19 protein-coding genes are annotated in these 16,444 nt (G+C 59.0%); 13 read left to right on the top strand and 6 right to left on the bottom strand.

What is annotated here, in order from left to right; genetic code table 11:
• Positions 1-16: 16 nt before the first annotated feature.
• A complete protein-coding gene (locus EV283_RS02375) occupies positions 17-424 on the top strand; it encodes a DUF1178 family protein (RefSeq protein WP_347400194.1) in 408 nt (135 codons plus the stop codon).
• A 137-nt stretch (positions 425-561) separates the two neighbouring features.
• On the opposite strand, the gene EV283_RS02370 is transcribed toward EV283_RS02375, so the two are convergent.
• The 5 genes from EV283_RS02370 to EV283_RS02350 all read right to left on the bottom strand — a co-directional run bounded on the left by EV283_RS02370 (position 562) and on the right by EV283_RS02350 (position 3,469).
• Positions 562-1,638, bottom strand: a complete 1,077-nt coding sequence (locus EV283_RS02370) for a site-specific integrase (RefSeq protein WP_130322366.1) — start codon at positions 1,636-1,638, stop codon at positions 562-564.
• Positions 1,639-1,886: 248 nt separating this feature from the next.
• Positions 1,887-2,267, bottom strand: a complete 381-nt coding sequence (locus tag EV283_RS02365) for a helix-turn-helix transcriptional regulator (RefSeq protein ID WP_130322364.1) — start codon at positions 2,265-2,267, stop codon at positions 1,887-1,889.
• Complete coding sequence (locus EV283_RS02360; protein ID WP_130322362.1) at positions 2,264-2,449, bottom strand: hypothetical protein; 186 nt, start codon at positions 2,447-2,449, stop codon at positions 2,264-2,266. Before EV283_RS02360 ends, EV283_RS02365 begins: the two co-directional genes overlap by 4 nt.
• A 93-nt stretch (positions 2,450-2,542) precedes the next feature.
• Complete coding sequence (locus tag EV283_RS02355) at positions 2,543-3,061, bottom strand: phage regulatory CII family protein (RefSeq protein ID WP_130322360.1); 519 nt, start codon at positions 3,059-3,061, stop codon at positions 2,543-2,545.
• 144 nt (positions 3,062-3,205) lie between these two features.
• The gene (locus tag EV283_RS02350) at positions 3,206-3,469 is read right to left on the bottom strand and encodes a YdaS family helix-turn-helix protein (RefSeq protein WP_130322358.1); all 264 of its coding nucleotides are present in this window, start codon (positions 3,467-3,469) and stop codon (positions 3,206-3,208) included.
• Positions 3,470-4,345: 876 nt separating this feature from the next.
• Here EV283_RS02350 and EV283_RS02340 point away from each other — a divergent pair.
• The 4 genes from EV283_RS02340 (at position 4,346) to EV283_RS02325 (ending at position 8,200) form a co-directional block, all read left to right on the top strand.
• The gene (locus tag EV283_RS02340; protein ID WP_130322354.1) at positions 4,346-4,549 is read left to right on the top strand and encodes a hypothetical protein; all 204 of its coding nucleotides are present in this window, start codon (positions 4,346-4,348) and stop codon (positions 4,547-4,549) included.
• Positions 4,549-4,938: a hypothetical protein gene (locus EV283_RS02335; protein ID WP_130322352.1), complete on the top strand. Its 390-nt coding sequence runs from the start codon at positions 4,549-4,551 to the stop codon at positions 4,936-4,938. The genes EV283_RS02340 and EV283_RS02335 overlap by 1 nt, the downstream gene beginning before the upstream one ends.
• A 380-nt stretch (positions 4,939-5,318) precedes the next feature.
• Positions 5,319-7,157 carry an AAA family ATPase gene (locus EV283_RS02330; protein ID WP_130322350.1) on the top strand — a complete coding sequence of 613 codons (1,839 nt, stop codon included), beginning with the start codon at positions 5,319-5,321 and terminating at the stop codon, positions 7,155-7,157.
• Positions 7,154-8,200 carry a hypothetical protein gene (locus tag EV283_RS02325; protein ID WP_130322348.1) on the top strand — a complete coding sequence of 349 codons (1,047 nt, stop codon included), beginning with the start codon at positions 7,154-7,156 and terminating at the stop codon, positions 8,198-8,200. The genes EV283_RS02330 and EV283_RS02325 overlap by 4 nt, the downstream gene beginning before the upstream one ends.
• Positions 8,201-9,891: 1,691 nt before the next feature.
• Here EV283_RS02325 and EV283_RS02320 read toward each other — a convergent pair.
• Positions 9,892-10,677 (bottom strand): Crp/Fnr family transcriptional regulator, encoded by a 786-nt coding sequence (locus EV283_RS02320; RefSeq protein ID WP_242615749.1) that lies wholly within the window; start codon positions 10,675-10,677, stop codon positions 9,892-9,894.
• 732 nt (positions 10,678-11,409) lie between these two features.
• Between EV283_RS02320 and EV283_RS02315 the strand changes: the two genes are divergently transcribed.
• The 8 genes from EV283_RS02315 to EV283_RS02285 all read left to right on the top strand — a co-directional run bounded on the left by EV283_RS02315 (position 11,410) and on the right by EV283_RS02285 (position 16,442).
• Complete coding sequence (locus EV283_RS02315) at positions 11,410-11,874, top strand: hypothetical protein (RefSeq protein ID WP_130322344.1); 465 nt, start codon at positions 11,410-11,412, stop codon at positions 11,872-11,874.
• Positions 11,875-11,926: 52 nt separating this feature from the next.
• Positions 11,927-12,469, top strand: coding sequence for a hypothetical protein (locus EV283_RS02310; protein ID WP_130322342.1), 543 nt, complete (start codon positions 11,927-11,929; stop codon positions 12,467-12,469).
• Between the two features lie 140 nt (positions 12,470-12,609).
• Entirely contained in the window at positions 12,610-12,876 is a 267-nt protein-coding gene (locus EV283_RS02305) for a hypothetical protein (RefSeq protein WP_130322340.1), read from the top strand.
• Entirely contained in the window at positions 12,876-13,043 is a 168-nt protein-coding gene (locus tag EV283_RS19040; protein ID WP_165391676.1) for a hypothetical protein, read from the top strand. Before EV283_RS02305 ends, EV283_RS19040 begins: the two co-directional genes overlap by 1 nt.
• Positions 13,040-13,678, top strand: a complete 639-nt coding sequence (locus tag EV283_RS02300) for a DUF3164 family protein (RefSeq protein ID WP_056411395.1) — start codon at positions 13,040-13,042, stop codon at positions 13,676-13,678. Before EV283_RS19040 ends, EV283_RS02300 begins: the two co-directional genes overlap by 4 nt.
• A gap of 5 nt (positions 13,679-13,683) precedes the next feature.
• Positions 13,684-14,046 carry an HNH endonuclease gene (locus EV283_RS02295; protein ID WP_130322338.1) on the top strand — a complete coding sequence of 121 codons (363 nt, stop codon included), beginning with the start codon at positions 13,684-13,686 and terminating at the stop codon, positions 14,044-14,046.
• A gap of 297 nt (positions 14,047-14,343) precedes the next feature.
• Complete coding sequence (locus EV283_RS02290; protein ID WP_242615748.1) at positions 14,344-14,739, top strand: hypothetical protein; 396 nt, start codon at positions 14,344-14,346, stop codon at positions 14,737-14,739.
• The gene (locus EV283_RS02285) at positions 14,736-16,442 is read left to right on the top strand and encodes a terminase large subunit (RefSeq protein WP_207223022.1); all 1,707 of its coding nucleotides are present in this window, start codon (positions 14,736-14,738) and stop codon (positions 16,440-16,442) included. The genes EV283_RS02290 and EV283_RS02285 overlap by 4 nt, the downstream gene beginning before the upstream one ends.
• Positions 16,443-16,444: the final 2 nt, after the last annotated feature.

Below are 16,444 nucleotides of genomic sequence, written 5' to 3'. Positions count from 1 at the left end.
TCGTCTTCGACCTGAAATGCGGCGCGGCCATGTCTTCGAGGCCTGGTTCGGATCGACCGCGGCGTATGAAGAGCAGCGCGCCGCAGGACAGGTCCGGTGCCCGCTGTGCGACAGCGGCGACGTCACCAAGGCGCTGATGGCGCCCGCCATTGCATCGAAGGGCAACCGCAAGCCCGATGCGCCGACGCCGGGTGCGATCAAGGCGGTGATGCAGCGGCTCGCGAACCAGCAGGCCGAGGCGCTCAAAACGTCCGAATGGGTCGGCACGGCATTCGCCGAACGCGCTCGTGCAATGCATCTGGGCGAGGAAAAACAGGCGATCATCCACGGGCAGGCAAGCGTCGCCGATGCCAAAGCGCTGGTCGACGAGGGCATCCCCATCGCACCCCTGCTGCCGACCACCGCGCCAAAAATGCTCAACTGAAGGGGGTGTCACGTCGCCATGGTCTGGCGGAAAAGCTGGTGCCCCCGGCGAGATTTGAACACGCGGCCTACGGTTTAGGAAGACGTAGCGTGCCACCCCCGGGAATGGCGCAAAAAGGGCAGAAACGCGCGGTTTCATCAAGCGTTCGCGGCCTCGAACCGTGGGGAGTGTGCCCCGCGCTGTGCCATCACCGACTTGGCGCTCTTCGCCTGGTCAGGTGTAAGAAACGCGAGATAGCGCTCGGTCACGGTGATCGTGCTGTGGCCTAACTCGCCCTGTAGATCGTAGATCGAGCCGCGTCCCGACCGGAGGTACTCAACGGCGAACAGGTGACGAAAGTCATGGTGACTGAAGCGGTGGAACTCCACCTCTTCGCGTGCCGCTTTCTGTGCCACCCGCCGTGTCAGATCGCCGAGGCGCGACGATACCTCCGTCAGGCGCTGTCCCTTGTCCTTCCAGAACACCCACGGCTTACCGATGTAGCGCGGCTGCCGATCGATGATTGCCTCCGCAATTTTCGTCAGCGGTACGACGCGCAGCTTATCGCCCTTGCCCTTCTCGACTGTGATCGTCCGCTCATTGCGATCGATCGACGCGTGGCGCAGACCGGTGACCTCGTCGAGGCGCAGACCGGTTTCGCGCGTAAATTCGCATAGGTCACGCACACGTGGGACGAGGCGCGGGAAGACCATCGCGATCGAGGCGTCCTGAGGCAGGACGATCCGCTCGGTTCGCTCCGGCACGATTCGACGTCGGTTCAGTCCGACCGCCGGATTATCAGAGATCCAGCCTTCGTCGGCCGCGTTGTCGAGCACGCTTGAAACCGCCGTAAGATCGCGGCGTATCGTCGCGTTCTTCACCCCGGCGCGTCGACGCGCCTTGATGAGGTCCTTCAGGATGTCAGCCGAGATCTGCTGCACTGACAACTGGTCGAAGTGCCCGCGGACCTGGCGCAAGCTGCATAGGTAGCGGGTGTAGGTTTGAGCACCGACGGCTGTGGAAATGCGCTGGCTCCAGCTCACCACGGCATCAGCCCAGCTTACAGGGCCGGCGACGCCGAAAACTGACTCGTCCTCGACCTGCTCACGTAAAAGCGCCAGTCTCTTCACCGCGACCCGCTCAGAACGCGTTCGTAGGCTTTCTCGGTATTCGACACCGCGGACCTTGAAGCGCGCCCAGTAGATGCCCGCGCGGACGTATAGATTTTTCGGCATGAAGGCCTCTTCGTTGTACGTGTGACCCAAGCGCGGAGTTCGACGACGGCAAAGAGCCAGCGCCCTGCCGGCTTGCTCGCGCCGGGAATCGATGGCGCGAGGTCCTGCAGGGTGCGGCGGGACAGGCCGGTGATCAATACGGCACCGGCAATCCCGACCCGTTCGGGGGAGGCGACCGTCATACGTTCTCCCGCGCAGTATTCATCGCGTCGACCTGCAAGATTACGAACGTCACGACGGCAGCGTTCCTACGCAGCATCAGTGTTGCTCCTGGGGGCGCTGCCAGCGCATGCGCTGCAGCGATCGTCTGAGATCCACAAGCACGGTCCGGCAAGACCGACACAGCGGTCTGCTTCGCTGCAGGCGCATACGACGCACAAGCGGGGAGCTTCGACACCCTTCGCTGACAGAGCGACCAGCGCGCCGAGGTCGAATTGCAGCACCTGGTGAAGCACGACGATCGTGTTGAACGACGCAGGCATCTGGTCGCTCTCGATCTGCGCAAGCCAGCCGCGGCCGAGATGTTGTGCCCAGCGCGGCGCAGTTGCGATCCGCTCGGCCACATCGGCGATCGATAGTCCTGCCGCCTCGCGACGTGTCCGCAGGTATTGTCCAGGGGTCAGCGTCATGCCGCGACCTGCTGGTCGAGGTTCCCGCCGGCTGCGACATCAAGGTGATCAATGGCGTCGAGCAGTAACCGCATGCTTTGCGGGATGTCATCGTCGGTGAGCAGATTTAGCGCCTGCAGAGTGCTAGCCTGCCACCGTAGGACCTTCGATCTGTTCGTGAGGGCTTCGCGTCGATCGAGCATGGGGAGAGTCCAGGCAGCAGTTTCCCGCCCCGGGAATCATGATGATCGCGGGCGGGTCGGGGGCGGCGGTGTTAGGTGAGCGGCGGATGGGGGTTAGGGTGGCGCTTCCGGTGGAGAGCCGATGTGCTCGAGTTGGTAGCGTAGCTTGGCGGTGGCGCGTTCGAGATCAGCGATGTGATCTAGCGCTGCCTGGGCCTCGCGAGGTGTCACCTTCGCACCGTCCTCGCCGGTGCCGGCAAGCGCGTCCGACACGGCGCGAGAGACGTCGCCCACTTCGATGCTGAGCGCCATCACGCCAGTACGCAGACAGGGCTCTGCCCCATCGCGCTCCGGTAGCATGATCACGACCGCGCCCAGCAGGCTCGCCATCGCGCTCAGAATGTGAGGATGCCCATCCTCGCGAGCGCCGATGCCGTCGATCCGAACGGCGTTGCGGATTGAGATGCTGGCGCGATCGTTCTTTGAGCAGAAGCACGAGATCCGTGTGTCCGAGAGCCCGGTCTCGTCCTCGCACACCTTTCCACCGCCTGCGGCCTGCACGGCCCGCTTGGTTGCCTCGGCGAGCCGACGCTCTGCGACTGGCAGCTGCACGTCACCCATGACGGGAAACACCAGTTTTGATTCCCGATGCGCGCCGCGCTTGGCGCGGGCAAATATGCCGCAATGAGGTGTACGTCGACGGCAACCGGGGGGAGGAATGCCGTCGACGCTCGCCGCCAACGTAGCGGCCGAGAGAAACTGGTGATGGGGCCCGCGTCATCGAGCTGGCTCGATGTTGCCGGACAAGGGCTGTGCGGCTGGCTCCGGACCGAACAGGTCAGGACGAAGCTGCTCTTTAGAAAAGCCGAGTTTCGCTTGGTCAACGAGGATCGTTTCCTCAGCAGGAAGCGGCTTTCCGTCTCGCAGAAGCTTGTAAACGTAGGACTGGCTACGCTTGATGATCCGCGCAAACGCCGACTGTCCATCTGCAGCACGAACCGCTCGTGCGAGCGGTGATTCGATGTGATGCTCGATAGCCATGACAACGACCTATTCTATATAGAATACATCGTCAATTGCGAATCGATGCTACCGGCCTATTCTAATGCGAATAGAACGTGCTGATGCGGATAGGTCAGCGCATTGCTGAAAGGCGGAAGGCGAAAGGGCTTTCACAGGGCGCTTTGGCGAAGCGCTCGGGCTTGTCTCAGCCGACGATCGGAAAGTTGGAGGCTGGGATCAGTTCTGGCTCGTCTTACATGCATCGCATCGCGCGCGCGCTCGATACGACGTCAGCATACCTTACCGGGGAAACTGACGATCCTGATCTGAATGCCGCCCCGCCAGCAGTGCCATCGCCCCATCAGGTTCTGCTGCCTGTATCACTCCCGAGTGAGAACGCTTTGGCAGATATGTTTGAGGGGCTTCTACTGGCGATACACGAGTTCCGGCCAATAGAGGGATGGCATCTGGACGAACTCGGGCGTGAGCTCGCTCAGCTGCTGCCCACCGGGCTGTCGCAGCTGCAAGGGCGACTGATCGAGCTTCCTCGGCCGCCTCGCCTGCGGTCCAGCCGATCGGTCCCGCCAGCAGATTCTGAAGCCCGTTCCAATGACGATCGCGAACTGCAGCGATGACAGCGCAATGCGAATCGCAGGGTATGCATCCCGTCCTACATCCGGGGGTGTCCCGGAACACCGATTTATCCAAACCGACTCAGCCCTCCTGTTCCTTATATGTTCTATATCAAGCCGAACTGGGGAGCGCGAGTGGGTGACTGACTGTGAACCGGACGCTCACACGGAATGCAGCGCTGCGAGCATGATTGTTCGGTACCGTCTACTGATCTCTCCAAACCGTCACAGCCTCTCGTTCGTTTTATGTTCTTAATTAGGCCTGCAGGTGGGAAGCGAATCGATGAGTGATGACGGCTCTAAGTTGGCGAAATTGCAAATTCGGGCAGTCTTGCTCGACTTAATTGACGGGCTAAACGCCCATCAACAGGTCTTAGGTCATATCTTGTTAGACGAACGACCGAAGGCCATCGCCCAGCTTGCCGTCGCTGGCGATGCCATTGCGGCTGCTGTCGAGCGCATCGCCATCATGATTGAGACGGACTGATGGCCTCGAACCTTGATGAACGGCTGAAGCATCTGCGTCAATTAGAAGAGGCGGCGCGGGAGCGGGACGCACGGGAGCGCTTGAAGGGCGGCAGCGGCGATGGCACATCAGGCGGGATGACCGACGATTGGAAAGAAAGCGTCAACGGACAGCTGAAGCAGTTGCACGACGATGTGCGTCGGTTGACCGGCTGGATTATTGCTGGTGCGATCACCCCGTTCGTCGCCATCATTGGTCTGTACGTATTCACTAGCTTAAAGTCCGACAACGTCGGCAATCGGATCGTGGCTGTCGAAAGTCGTATGACCGCGTTGCAGGTTGAACAGGCGAAACAGGGCGGCAAGCTCGATTTGCTTTTGGAACGTAAGGCTGCGCGGACGACCCAGTAGGCTGGGGTATCGTCGGGGTACGTTGCCCTAAACCGGCATCAAAAACCGCGCTTTTCCGGGGGTCTTTATACGCCGCGGCGGAGGGATCCTCCGCCGCAGTCGCACCAAAAAGGGGAGTAATGCACGCTTCGGTAACTTGGCTCGGCTCCGCCGTGGTCGCGATCGCATGGTAGTATCCGTTTGACTATCAACACTGAAACTCCGGGCTCAATCATTTTATCGCCGTGAACGTCACCGTCTCGCAGCGGTGCGCTCCCTCTCACTTTCTGGTTTGCGCAAACCCTGGGTGCATGATCTTAATTGTCTTTGCGCGCTTTCTTGCCTAGGCTTCCTAGGAATGAGTGCATGCAAACGCATTCTGAGGGGTTGGACATAATACTATGATCACCAGTTGGAAGATTTCTAACATTAAGTCTTATAACGGCGACCATGATGTTCCGCTTAGCATGATTAATCTCGTGGCCGGCGCTAATAGTAGTGGTAAAAGTACACTTATACAAAGTATCTTATTGCTAAAACAGACTCTTCAGTACGGCGCCACTGACCGAACGCTATTGCTGAATGGGCCTCTGTTGCGTCTGGGGTCGGTAGATGAGGTGATTACATCGACAGGTAGCCCAGAAAATTTTATAATTGGCTTCCGCATGTCATTCAGCCAGTCGGCTATGCGCACAATAAGCCAGCAATGGGTGGGCAAGGCTCATGCGCAATTTTTTGGCCTTAAGCAGGAATCTTACCTAAGCGAGATTGTAGTTCAGGCTAATTGGACAAAGTCTAAGGAAGCTAAACGACATTCCGCTCCACAAAGTCGCTTCTCACCAGATCTCGATAGTTTGGCAATCGATATAGTCAAAGTTGAGCAAAGTGGACCGCAGCGTCAAAATCTAAACATGGTGGCTCCTAAAGGCCCGAAACATCAGGCCGTGTTACCTTTTGCGGTAATACTTGATCCGCTTTCAATAGATGAATTGAGCAAAGATAAGCCAGGCTGCCAACTAATCGGCGCGTCGCTTGATCGATTTCTACCAGCGTATGTCGGCATGAGTTATGATGCCTCGGCAAAACGGGCCGCTGAGATTGCCAAGTTCATATTTGATCGAAGATTCTTGGGCATTCAATCGGCTTCATCTTTTTCTAATGATACTTTGCCTGCTGAAGCGACAAAGATCGTATCAGATTGGCTCGTAAAGCATCAAGAGGCCCCGCTGCCGGTAGGCAATTTGACAGTGGAGCAAGTGAAATCGGCGGTTGAGAAGATTATTCCACCATTTGATTTTATTATTACTGCGAGGACTGCGCCTAAAGTTGAAGCAGATATTAGTGAATTAAAAACTATATTTACCCGCCTCCTCGCGGAAGAATTGCCTAGTAAGCAAGACTTCGATTTTTCTTTGCCAAGTAATTTGCGTCTTGCCACGCAGGTCATTCAGGATGTTTTTAAGGACGGGCTGCGATATTTAGGGCCTCTCCGAGACCCGCCGCGACCGGTGTATCAGTTAGAAGCGCTCCCCAGTTCAACCGACGTTGGTTACCGTGGAGAGCATACCGCCGCAGTGCTTGATCTAAATAAAGATAAGTACATTAATTACTATGCACCCCCCTCCGAAGATCTAAAATCCGATTACATATCAGAATCGTCCAAGAAGTATGATCGTCTGCAGGTGGCTGTAATATCGTGGCTTCAGTACTTGGGCGTCGCTGAATCGGTTCGCACAGCGGACGAGGGGGTCTTTGGTAATAGGCTACGCGTATCCACCGCGGGAAGTAAAGACTTACACGATCTGACAAACGTTGGTGTAGGAGTGAGCCAGGTATTGCCAATCGTAGTAATGGCACTTTTAGCACCCAGTGAAAGCTTTCTGATCTTTGAGCAGCCTGAACTTCATTTGCATCCTAAAGTACAAGCTCGGCTGGCTGACTTCTTTCTGTCCCTAGCCCTTCAGCAAAAACAGGTCCTCGCTGAGACTCATAGTGAATATATGATCGATCGAATGCGTCTTCGCGTTGCGTTGGCATCTGACGATACACTACGATCTATGCTGAATATTATGTTTTCAGAGCGAAAATCTGGGGAAAGTAAGTTGAGGTCTATTGCCTTGACCGAATATGGATCCGTTGTCGATTGGCCCGCTGAGTTCTTCGATCAGTCTCAAAGCGACGTCGCCAAAATCCTCAAGGCCGCATCAGCCAAGCGCGCTGCGAGACGATCGAAGCAATGATCTCATTATTTGTGGACACGGCAGTGTTGGCGATACCTAACTACGGTGTTGATTCAGATACAGCTGAAGAAATCATAGCGCGCGCCTTCTCAATGTCGGAGGTAGCGGCGTCCGATCTTCCAATTCAACTATTGCGGCGAGAGGGTGGAGACGATGTTCTTGGTGCCATCGGATGTGGACTAGATTTTGATATTATTAGTCAGTTTCTAGAAATCCTGGAACTCGACGGCATATATTCCGCGATGGACGTATATAAAGCCTACGGCACCCTGTCAGACCGATCCGCTACCGTTTGTACTGAGCAGTTGCTATCAAGCCTGGACTCGTTCGTGCTTCGGCCGGATCATGTTCGTAATATGGCCCCCGTTGAACTTGCTGACGAGAGTAAGCTTTGCCTCCTAACCGCCTCAAAAATGCATGACTCTAACGATTGCGTGGGATTCGTTCCCGGTTGGGCGGGTGAGGACCACAATCTAATCGAAGTCAGTCGCGAACATTCCCAGTCCGGGGAATCGAAATCTTTTGAGACTAAAATTCCACTGTTTCGTGCTTTATCGGACTTGTCTAAACATCGCATGGGGCCAAAACTATGGGCCGATGCAAATTGCGCAAGCGACATTTGCTTGGCAATTGCGGTAAGAGCATCGGAGATGCTAATAAATGCCGGTAAGGAGGTAATAGACGGTGCGTTACTGCCCTTCGCGGTGGGGTCTGAATTCTTTGAATCCCTCCAACGATGCCAAGCGGCGGGAAATCAACCCTTCGCCCAGGTGTGCCTCGACAACTGTGCGCAAGTAGTTGCCGACGTCGTCGCAAAGTTTGTCCGGCCAATGGGGGCTAAGCATCATGAGAAACGTGACAGAGACAAGGCTGGCGCTTTCCGCCTTCACGTCACGGAAAACAAGCAAGGCCTTAGATTAATGTATTGGAAGACTAAGAATGAAATCGAGTTTGCTAACGTGGGGCCAAAGAAAGAAGAGGTAATTCTTTCAGGAAAGGCTGTCGGTATAACAAAGATCGACCTTTCCGCACTCATAAACTGAAGATGTCTAAATATAAGCGTGCACGATCTCGCCAGATGTCTGGCATGCGAACGAACGGCACATTTTGAAATTATTATTTTAGTTCGCGAATTTTGCTTATGGGCGTTTTAAGACGGGTGTCGCCGGGGGTAGATCTCCGCATTGCCTGCGGCAGAATGCAGCATTGCGGCGGGATCTGCCCAGGCGCGGCGGAGGCTGTCTCGCCCCCGGGAATGTCTGATGTGGAGAGGAAAGCGGACGTCAGACGTCGCCTGCCAGCCACGCAAAGAGGACATAGCCGCCAAACAGGACGATCAGGATTATTCCTGCGACTACAGGACCAAGGAATGTCCGGCTGCGGTCGATCGGCGCTTCCATGCCTAAAGGACGAGCACGGACGCATGATTCATCTTTGACCGCGCTAACTGTTGAGCGCTGCCTGCCTGGGGTATCGTTGGGGTGCATCGTGGGATAGCCTGCTCGCAAACCGCAGGTTTCTGCGGGGTGTGATCGGCTGCGGCGGAGGGTTCCTCCGCCGAACGACGTGCCATTGCTACTAGTCTGCTGAGCATGCCATATCTTTCGGGTTGGGAAGGAAAGCGTACGTTGCCGCGTCTGGCTAATTACTATCTGCTCGAGGTCTTCACCCGGCGTTTTTAGGCCGACAGCCCGAATCTAGCTCAAGCGGCGCTTGAGCGCTCAACATCTCACTTCGAGTTTGCTCGAGATGATTATTGAATTTCGGATCGACCGTATCCGGCACGTTGCGAGGCTCTAGGCATTCGAGGGTGTATATGACCATCGCGCACTGCTGATCACCTCCTGCCTTAGATCGTAGCCATCTTACATCTCGACTTCGATAACGTGACTCTGATTTGCACCAGTTCATTGACGCATTCTGAACCCTCACATACTCCCAGAGCGGGTCTTTCATCTCGGCTTTAGTGAAGTATCCGAGACTCACGACATAGCCCAAGCTCCCACTCACCGCCCGGTAAGCGATACCTAAGTTCTCCGGAGGCGGTGGAACTGATACGCACGACGCGATGGGCAGGCCTGCGAGAAGCAGCACAACTGTGGTTAGAAGCCTGGGCATTCTCGCGTTGTGCTCATACTTGCCGTAAACCGCAACCGAAGCTTTCCGGTAGTCTGTCTCTAAGAGGCCATGTCCGCTATTGGGCGTTTTGTACTGGGGTATCGCTGGGGTACAGTGTGAAAGCCGGCAGATGGAAGCGGCGCTTTCCCGCGGGTTGGGAAAGGCTGCGGCGGAGGGTATATCCTTCGCGGCAATTTCTGGTTTGGAGAGGGAAGCGGTCTTACGATCGTTGGCAGCTGTCACCAAAGGATGTGGTCGGTGATCACGCCCGCCCTTACGAGGAAGCCCAGCGCCGCCCCGATGCAAACGATCGCTCCATACACAGCAATAGCTCGCGTTCGGCTGCGATAGTCCGTCTCGTAGCTCATGCTTGGTTACCTCGTGGCCTGAATGAGCCACAAAGGTGCACGATCGTACCCATGTCTGCAATTGGACGGAAGCGGATGACCGCTTAGGCACGATACGTCTTTGATTGAGCTAGCTGTCGAACGCTGCCTGCCTGGGGTATCGTTGGGGTACATCGTGGCATAGCCTGCTCGCAAATCGCAGGTTTCTGCGGGGTGTGATCGGCTGCGGCGGAGGGTGTATCCGCCGCAGCCGGTTAGAATTACATAGCTTATGCCCGGGAGGCGGTTGCATCCAGGTGAAGATATCGGCTGTTGAAACCCGCCTCGGAAACCAATGCCCCCCAATCAGGAATTGTCACGCCTCGCTTGCTATGGCCGATCAAGCCGTCCTGCACGAGGGCCTTGATGGTCCGGTTGATATGAACAGTCGTCAAGCCGAGGGCATCTCCCATTTGCTCCTGGGTCATGGGTAGTTCGTATGGCTGACCATGCGGTAAGCCTCGCTTGTCGAGTCTGTAGGCAAACTCGCAGAGAAAATGAGCAGTACGGGTGCGTGCATCGCGGCGCCCGATATTCAGTGTCCATTCCCGCGACATTGATAGTTCAACGATTGTCAATGCGAACAACGCGTGTGCCACGGAAGGTCGTTCAGATACTAGCGTACGCAGTGCGTCATGCGATATCGTAGCAACCTCGCAACGTATTAGAGACTGTACGTTACTGTCTGCAGTAGAGAGATGCAGCTGCTGCAGGTCGTATACTTCACCCGCAATAAGTATCGAAACAATCTGCCGGTGGCCGTCCGAGTTGATTTTATGGCGGTAGGCAAACCCAGATACCAGCATACTGCACCGGTCAGGCTTGTCGCCCTCGCGAAGAAGATAGCTTCCGGTATCGTAGGATCGTAAGTCGTAAGGAAGATCAAGTAGCCCGAGCCGATCCTCAGCCGAAAGCGGCGCATGAAGAGCAAGCTTTTCAACCAGTCCAAGTAGTGGACTGATGCTGCCTAATTTCATTCGCAATCCCTCAAAAATGCAGGGCAGGATTGCGCGCATTTGACCGTGAGGCAGATATCTCATGCCGTTAACGTCGGTACCACGCTAAGTAATTAGGTGCAACCACCGTTAACAATTGTTAATACGAGCGATAAGGCCTTGAGGTGGGATATTGATCATTTTATAATATCTCGTCTCCAACATATGATAGCTTTCGGTAGCGACGGTGGAGGGGGACACCGCCGCAAAACAAACTTGAATAGGGTAACACAGTGCAATTTCGTGTGATCGTAGCTGGAGAGAACGCCGTTTATGTCCATACAAGAACCACGGCTTTAACCGCTGGAGACAGGTTTAAGATCGCTTCCGACAGCCCCGAGGAGGTCCGCGTCCGGCATTTCGCATTCGATCCTGTTGGTTCCGACAGCCCTGAGATGCTGATCATCGCGGATCGGCTCATGTAACGATCAACCCAACTGCCTGCGGCGGAGGGGACCTCCGCCGCATTGCGCCTGGCTAATGCAGAGTGGTCGGGATGAGTCCGATCGCCGCCTTTATGAGCGCTCCAACAACCCTCAGGTCCAGCTGGATCGCTAAGGAACGCAAGGCCCATAAGCCCTCAATTATGTCCTAGACTGATCCTCGCTCATTGCGCCGCATCGCTGAAACTTGCAGCTGCCAATGGGGCTGTCGACAATCAATGGTTGGATACAGGGCCTAACATTTGACCATCACTCCCGTCGTCAGGCTGTGTGAATCCTTTAGGGTGCGTTCCAACATGAAGTGCCCGTCATGGATCTAGCGCTGAATCGGGATTCTCCCTATGTTCTCCCTGGGGGACGCGGGGTATTAATGGGCGTATATTCAGAGGTTCTACCGGCGCGAGCGAGCCGTAAGCAGCAGGCGCTCGATTTCATATCCGAATACATTCTCGAGCACGGCCGCAGTCCCGCGATGCGCGAGATTGCGCTGGCTCTCGACGTCAGCGACACCCGGGCAAAGGCGCTGGTGAAGAAGCTGGCGTTCGAGAAGATGATCGAGCGCGCAGCCGGCGCGCAACGGGCTATCACCGTGCCCGGGTTGCTTGAGCGGCAGCTGATCGGGCGGATGCGCCAGCTGGGCGTCGTCGTGAACGAGGATTTCGCGAACATCGATCGCGTGCGGCTGTTACCACAAGGTCATCTCCCGCTCGTGGCGATCCTCGAGCATATCCCTGACGTCGACGCCGGGGATCTCCATGCCACACCTACCTACTGACCAGGCAACGCCTGCTCTCACAACCGAACGCGAGCAACAGCGCGTAGCGCACTTGGTGCTTGGCGAGCCGCGTCCGAAACCAAAGGGCGCCAACCGGCGCAAGAAAGGCAAGGCGCCGGCGGTTACGCTCGTGCCTGGCATCGAAGAGCGCGTGCAGCTGCGCGAGCGCTGGTCGCACAAGACAAACGGCACGGCTGAGACGCACGAACACGCTGCTGCGCAAGCGCGACGCGAGGGTTCGCTCGCCCGCCTCGTCGGTACCGGTGCGATCGACGCGCACCAGCTCGCCGCGGCGGATCAGATCGCCGAGGCGTACCATTCCATCACGGCCGAGGTTGCGGTGCGCACTGCGAACTTGGAGCCGCGCAGCTCGGGTGGCGGACCGCACAGCGCTTCACACGCGCCAATCGCTGCCGTGATTCGTGAGCGCGCATACGCCCGTTGGCGTGAGGCGGTCGCTCCGCACGGTGCGATGCTACTCGCGATCATCGTCGACGATATGGCGCTAACGACGGCCGCGCGGGACTGGCGGCTTTCCAACCGACGGGCGCGATCGCTCCTGGTCTCGGCGCTGGATAGCTGGAAGCGCTGCTAGGGGTGACCTTTGGGGAACTTCCCACAAGGTCACCTCCCCAAACGGTCACCTAACTCGCAAATCGACCCCGCCACAGCTGTATCCGCTGGACGCCGCCCGCCCCCCTTTGTGCGTGCGTCCTACGTGAAGGGAGATCTGATATGCATCACGATGTTCCCCGATCCGGTGCAGGGGCCGCCCAGTCGAACTCGAACCTGGCCGATCAGCTCGAACGCATCACACCGCGGTTCGATGAGCTGACCCAACGAGTGCGGCTGGGCGTTGTATCTTCGGACGATTACAACGTCCTCGAGGAGCAGGCGCAGGGCATCGCCCGCGACCTGCTCGCCGCCTTCCGGGGCAGCGTCACCCGCGCTGCCCGGCCCCCCCTCTATGTGAGTGCCGATGGCACGAAGGCCGGTTGGTGATGGCAATCCCTCGCGAAGCGATTCAGCGCGCGGTCGACGCCGGTCATCCGGATCATGCCCTGGTCGGCGTCCCGGTGAGCCTATTGCGCGAGATCCTCAGCATCCTCCCGGTCGCGACGATCGCCGCGCGCGTCGCGCCACCCGCCAACCAGGGCGCACCAGCATGAGCACCGCCAAGCACCCCGCTGCGGTCGACGTCGCCGGCACCCCGTATCTTCGTGACGCCAAGGGCAGCCTGGTCCCGCTCGCCGCGGTCAAGCCGGTCGACCTGCTCATGGACGAAACGGTGCGTGCCATCCTGACCGATGCGCGCGAACTGTCCGCCCTCATTGCCGCGTTCAAGGCGCGGACGTTCGAGCGCGTCGGCGCGTTCCAAGCGCTGCTCGCGCAGGAGTACGGCACGACCGTCGGCGGGAAGAAGGGCAACATCACGCTGCTCACCTTCGACGGCCGCGAGCGCGCCCAGGTGCAGGTCGCGGACCTGCTTGAGTTCGGCCCCGAGCTGCAGGCCGCGAAGGTGCTGATCGACGAGTGCCTTATGGGCTGGGCAGGCGGCTCGCCGGTCGAGCTGCAGGCGATCGTCAACGGCGTCTTCCAGGTCGACAAGGAAGGCCGGATCAACCGCGCTGAGCTGTTCCGCCTGCTCCGGCTCGACTTCACCGACCCGCGCTGGCTGCGCGCCATGGAGGCGATCAAGGACTCGATCCGCGTCATTGGCTCGCGCACCTACGTCCGCTTCTACGACCGGCCAGCGCACGACGCGCCGTGGCATCCGGTCACCATCGACTTGGCATCCGCGTAACCACCGTGGGGAAGCTCAAGGCCGTCGGCAGCACGCTCGCCAGGCTCAAGCCGACGATCGGCTCCCTTGCGCCCGTCGAGCGCAGCGCCGACGCCGACCGCCGCCTCTTCAAGCCCTGGCACAAGTGGTACAAATCGGCGCGCTGGCGTGCGCTGCGCGTGCTCGTGTTCACTCGCGACCTTTACACCTGCCAATGGCCTGGCTGCGGCTTCACCTCGGCCGACACGTCGCGCCTGGTGGCGGACCATTGCGAACCGCACCGTGGCGACGAGCGTCTCTTCTGGCTGTTCACCAACCTGCAGACGCTCTGCAAGCCGTGCCACGACAGTCGCAAGCAGCGGGCGGAACGCGCAGCGCTCCTAGCCTGAACGTGCGGGGCAGGGGGGTGGGTCGATCCCTAACGGGGGCCGACCCGCTGGACCCCTATGGCTCCCACGCGGAGATTTTTTCCTCCTGGGCGATCCTGGGTGCGTACTTTCGGGGCGGGGGGCTGAGCGATGGCAACCCGCAAAACACCTGACGAGTGGGCGCAAATCGAGCGCGAATACTTGTCGAGCGACGACTCGATCCGGGAAATAGCTGACCGTTACGCAATATCTGAAGCGGCTATTCGTAAGCGCGCGAAGGCCAAAGGTTGGGAACGGCCGGTCCGCAAGCGCGAACCGGTGCGTACTTTGCTTCCCGCGCCGCGCGCCGCGCAGGCGGCGACGGTCGAGCCGTCCGAGCCGATCGACGCAGCTACGATCGCCGAAAACGGCCGCCAGCTGGCCGCCCGCATGCTCGACGAGCTCGACGCGATGACGAGCTACCAGGGCGAACTCGAGGAGGCGATCGAGATCATGACCGCCAACGACGAGGACGAGAACCGGCGCAACGCGATGATGAAGGCGGTGTCGCTGCCGGCGCGATCGCAGATCCTCAAGAACCTCGCCAGCTCGCTCAAGACAATCAACGAGGCGGGCGCGCCGGCCAAGGGCAAGAAGGCGCAGGCGCAGGATCGTGCCGCGGCGGCCGGCCGTAAGTTCGGCGCGATCGGCGCGCCGACCCGGACGATCAATTGACCGTTCCTATCTGGTCGACGGCTTGCCTCGACTGGAAACGACGGATCCGCGATCGCCGCACGCTGATCCCGTTCACACCGCTGTTTCCCGCCTCGGCCGAGGCGAAGATGGCCGTATTTTGCGCGCTGCGTATTGCGGATCTTGGCATCAACCCGGCGACCGACGAGACCTGGACGATCGGCGAGAGCGCGGACGAATGGCTGCTCGATTTCGCAGCCGCGATCTTCGGTGCGTACAACGCGGAAACGGGCGAGCAGATGATCCGCGAGGGCATGCTGCTGGTGTCGAAGAAGAACACCAAGTCGACGATCGCGGCCGGGATCATGCTGACCGAGCTGATCTGCGGCTGGCGCCCGTCGGACGAGAACCTGATCCTGGCGCCGACGATCGAGGTGGCGGGGAACAGCTTCAAGCCGGCCTGCGACATGATCCGCGCGGACGAGGAGCTGACCGACCTGCTCCATATTCAGGAGCATGTGCGGCTCATCACGCAACGGGAGACCAAGGCTACCCTGAAGGTCGTCGCGGCCGACGCGGCGACGGTGTCGGGCAAGAAGGCCAGCCGCGTGCTGGTCGACGAGCTGTGGCTGTTTGGCAAGAAGGCCAATGCAGACTCGATGTTGCGCGAGGCCACCGGCGGCCAGGTGTCGCGTCCGGAGGGTTATACGCTCTACCTGACGACGCAGTCGGACGAGCCGCCCGCCGGCGTGTTCAAGGAGAAGCTGGCCTATGCTCGCGACGTCCGCGACGGCGTCGTCGAGAACCGCAAATTTCTGCCGGTGCTCTATGAGTTCCCGGAGGAGATGCTGAAGGCGGACGAGCATCTCGATCCCGCCAATTTCTACGTCACCAACCCGAACATCGGTCGCTCGGTCAGCCAGACCTGGCTCGAGGATGAGTTCGCGAAGATCCTCGACGCCGAGGACGGCACCAAGCAGGTCTTCTACGCCAAGCACCTCAACGTCGAGATCGGCGTCGGGCTGCGGCATGATGCCTGGATCGGCGCGGTATATTGGGCCCAGGCGAAGGCGGCTGTCGAATTGTGGGACGGTTCGCTCGAGGGCTTCCTCGAACTGGTCGAGGTCGCGGTCGCCGGCATCGATGGCGGCGGGCTCGACGATCTGTTCGGGCTGGCGCTGCTCGGGCGGCTGAAGTCGGATCCGCGCACCTGGCTGATGTGGAACCGGGCATGGGCGCACCTGGACGTATTCCAGCGCCGCAAGGATATCGTCAGCAAACTGCACGACTTCATGGCCGAGCAGACGCTGGTCCGCTGTGACGAGCCGACGCAGGACCTGGTCGAGGTCGCGGATCTGCTCGAGCGGGTGAAGGATGCGGGCCTGTTCCCGGCCGAGGCGGCGATCGGGCTGGATCCGCAAGGCGTCGCCGCTCTGGTCGACGAACTATCCGGCCGCGGCTTCACCGCCGAGCAGCTGGTCGCGGTGCCGCAGGGGTTTCGCCTGACCGGGGCGATCAAGGGCACCGAGCGCAAACTGAAGGACGGCACGCTGAAGCATGCCGGCCAGGGGCTGATGAGCTGGTGTGTCGGTAACGCGAAAGTCGAGCCGCGCGGCAGCGCCATCTTGATCACCAAGCAGGTGTCGGGGACGGCGAAGATCGATCCGCTGTTGGCGGGCTTCAACGCCGTGGTGCTGATGACGCGCAACCCGCGGACCAACACCTTCGAATATACGGGGATCTGAGC

Source organism: Sphingomonas sp. BK036 (assembly GCF_004216825.1).
Lineage (GTDB): Bacteria > Pseudomonadota > Alphaproteobacteria > Sphingomonadales > Sphingomonadaceae > Sphingomonas.
Note: the sequence above shows the minus strand (reverse complement) of the source record. Positions and strands in the feature narration are given on the sequence as shown.

Excerpts from the sequence above, each read along its gene's own strand:
- EV283_RS02370 (WP_130322366.1), bottom strand. The coding sequence starts at position 1,638 with ATGCCGAAAAATCTATACGTCCGCGCGGGCATCTACTGGGCGCGCTTC.
- EV283_RS02375 (WP_347400194.1), top strand. The coding sequence starts at position 17 with ATGCGGCGCGGCCATGTCTTCGAGGCCTGGTTCGGATCGACCGCGGCG.
- EV283_RS02330 (WP_130322350.1), top strand. The coding sequence starts at position 5,319 with ATGATCACCAGTTGGAAGATTTCTAACATTAAGTCTTATAACGGCGAC.
- EV283_RS02340 (WP_130322354.1), top strand. The coding sequence starts at position 4,346 with ATGAGTGATGACGGCTCTAAGTTGGCGAAATTGCAAATTCGGGCAGTC.
- EV283_RS02365 (WP_130322364.1), bottom strand. The coding sequence starts at position 2,267 with ATGACGCTGACCCCTGGACAATACCTGCGGACACGTCGCGAGGCGGCA.
- EV283_RS02315 (WP_130322344.1), top strand. The coding sequence starts at position 11,410 with ATGGATCTAGCGCTGAATCGGGATTCTCCCTATGTTCTCCCTGGGGGA.
- EV283_RS02360 (WP_130322362.1), bottom strand. The coding sequence starts at position 2,449 with ATGCTCGATCGACGCGAAGCCCTCACGAACAGATCGAAGGTCCTACGG.
- EV283_RS02350 (WP_130322358.1), bottom strand. The coding sequence starts at position 3,469 with ATGGCTATCGAGCATCACATCGAATCACCGCTCGCACGAGCGGTTCGT.
- EV283_RS02305 (WP_130322340.1), top strand. The coding sequence starts at position 12,610 with ATGCATCACGATGTTCCCCGATCCGGTGCAGGGGCCGCCCAGTCGAAC.
- EV283_RS02320 (WP_242615749.1), bottom strand. The coding sequence starts at position 10,677 with ATGCGCGCAATCCTGCCCTGCATTTTTGAGGGATTGCGAATGAAATTA.
- EV283_RS02300 (WP_056411395.1), top strand. The coding sequence starts at position 13,040 with ATGAGCACCGCCAAGCACCCCGCTGCGGTCGACGTCGCCGGCACCCCG.
- EV283_RS02335 (WP_130322352.1), top strand. The coding sequence starts at position 4,549 with ATGGCCTCGAACCTTGATGAACGGCTGAAGCATCTGCGTCAATTAGAA.
- EV283_RS19040 (WP_165391676.1), top strand. The coding sequence starts at position 12,876 with ATGGCAATCCCTCGCGAAGCGATTCAGCGCGCGGTCGACGCCGGTCAT.
- EV283_RS02325 (WP_130322348.1), top strand. The coding sequence starts at position 7,154 with ATGATCTCATTATTTGTGGACACGGCAGTGTTGGCGATACCTAACTAC.